The organism is Gammaproteobacteria bacterium (assembly GCA_003696665.1).
In the GTDB taxonomy this organism is placed as follows: Bacteria; Pseudomonadota; Gammaproteobacteria; order Enterobacterales.
The window spans coordinates 1-2056 of record RFGJ01000433.1; the positions used below are offsets into that span (position 1 = coordinate 1).

A 2056-nucleotide genomic window follows, 5' to 3' on the forward strand; every position below is an offset into this window, starting at 1 on the left:
GCTGACCAACTTCATCCTGGGCAATCACGCCCACGTGGTGGCCATCCACGAGCCACCCGAACTCGTCGAGCACCTGCGCCGGCAGGTGGCCCGGATGCACTTTCTCGAAAAAATTTGACCACCCGAAAGGGGGTGGGGAAGTGAGCCCCCTACCCATGGGTGGAAATTTGTCCGTGAAAACACGAGCATTGATGAGATCCTACTTCAAATATTGGGCTAAGGCTGGTGAAGGAGAGGAGTATCACTTGTTGCCCTATCATAGCCTGGACGTGGCTGCCTGTGCAGTGGTGCTGTTTGAGAAAGTGCCCTATTGGCAAAGGCACCTGCTGACCTTGTTGGGCAGAGAAAAAGAAGAGATAAGCACCTGGCTGAGATTTTGGGTGGCATTGCATGACCTTGGGAAATTTGCCGTTTCATTTCAGCGCTTGCGCCGGGATTTGCTGCAAAAACTTCAAGCAAAAGACAGCCAAAAGTCTTATTCCATCCGGCACGATACGCTGGGGTATTTGTTGTGGAAAGAGAGGCTTGTAAAAAAGCTTGACGAGCGTGGCCTGTTGAAGACCACTCGGCGGGCAAGATTTCAGATACCCAATCTGATCATGTCAGTGATGAGTGGTCATCACGGAAAGCCGCCAGATGAAGAAAAGAGAATCATTGGCGATTATTTTGATGAAGAAGAAGACCTGGAAGCAGCCATTGATTTTGTCGAGGATTGGTTGAACAGCTGCAAACTTGGGTGCTTGCCCCTCTTTGAAGATAGCAATCTCAAAATTGCCAGTTGGTGGATAGCAGGGCTTTGTACGTTGGCAGATTGGCTTGGTTCGAACAAGGATTTTTTTCCTTTCGAACGGACTGAAATTTCTTTGGATCACTATTGGGAAAGTGCCCTGAAGCAAGCCGGGAAAGCATTGCGAAAAACAGGATTGTCGCCAGCTGAGCCAGCTGCCAATTTTGAATTGAAAGATTGTTTTGCGAGGCCAATTCCACACTTTCATCCCACTCCGCTGCAAGCCTGGGTTGAAGATAAACAAGTAAAGAGAGGCCCTGCCCTCTACATTCTCGAGGAAGTTACGGGAAGTGGCAAGACGGAAGCTGCTTTGCTTCTGGCTTACAAGCTCATGGTGGCCAATGGAGATGCGGGAATGTATATCGGGCTCCCGACGATGGCTACTGCCAACGGTATGTACCAACGCCTTGCTGCAGGTAAGGTGCCTGTTTATCGTCGGATGTTTCAGCCCTCATTCCATCCAACCCTCGTGTTGGCTCATAGCAGGGCTGATTTCATGTCCACCTTTCACCAGTCGATAATGCCTCAGCCTCCCGAAGAACCAGCTTATGGTGATGGCACTGAGCCTGCCTCTGTTTTTTGCTCCACTTGGCTGGCCGACAGCCGTAAGAAAGCGCTTTTGGCCCATGTAGGAGTAGGTACCATCGATCAGGCCTTGTTGGCTACGCTTGCTGCCAGGCACCAATCTTTGCGTGTCCTGGGATTGCTGGGGAAAGTCTTCGTTGTAGATGAAGTTCATGCCTGTGATGCTTATATGAACAAGTTGCTCGAAAATATTCTTTGGGCACATGCACGTGGGGGTGGTACTGCCATTTTGCTTTCTGCTACTTTGCCTGAAAACCAGAAAAAAAGTTTGATAGGCGCCTTTGCAGGCGGAGCCGGTTGGGAACTTCCAGCGTTGGACTTCAATGAGCATTATCCCCTGGTCACGGAGTTAACCGAAGGCCAACTTCATCAGTATCCCCTCGAAAGCAGGGAGTCTGTCAAGAGACGGGTGGATGTTTCGTTCGTGCACGAACAGGGTGATATTCTGGATCTTGTCAGGGAAAAAGTGCGTGAAGGCAAGTGTCTCTGCTGGATTTCCAATACAGTCAGGGATGCTCAGGCGAGGTATGAATTTCTGAATCAAAACGTCGAACAAGCTACTATAGAACTGTTTCATGCCCGGTTTACACTCAAGGACCGGATTTCGATTGAAGAGCAGGTCATTCGAAATTATGGCAAGCACTCGGGCCCCGATGAGCGAAAGGGACGAATCCTCGTGGCAAC

The 2056-nt window shown here is 50.1% G+C and carries 1 protein-coding gene; it reads left to right on the forward strand.

Annotation, left to right across the window (positions count from 1 at the left end):
- Nucleotides 1–155: 155 nt before the first annotated feature.
- On the forward strand, nucleotides 156–2056 hold a 1901-nt coding region (gene cas3 / locus D6694_10910), incomplete at its 3' end, for a CRISPR-associated helicase Cas3' (protein RMH39729.1).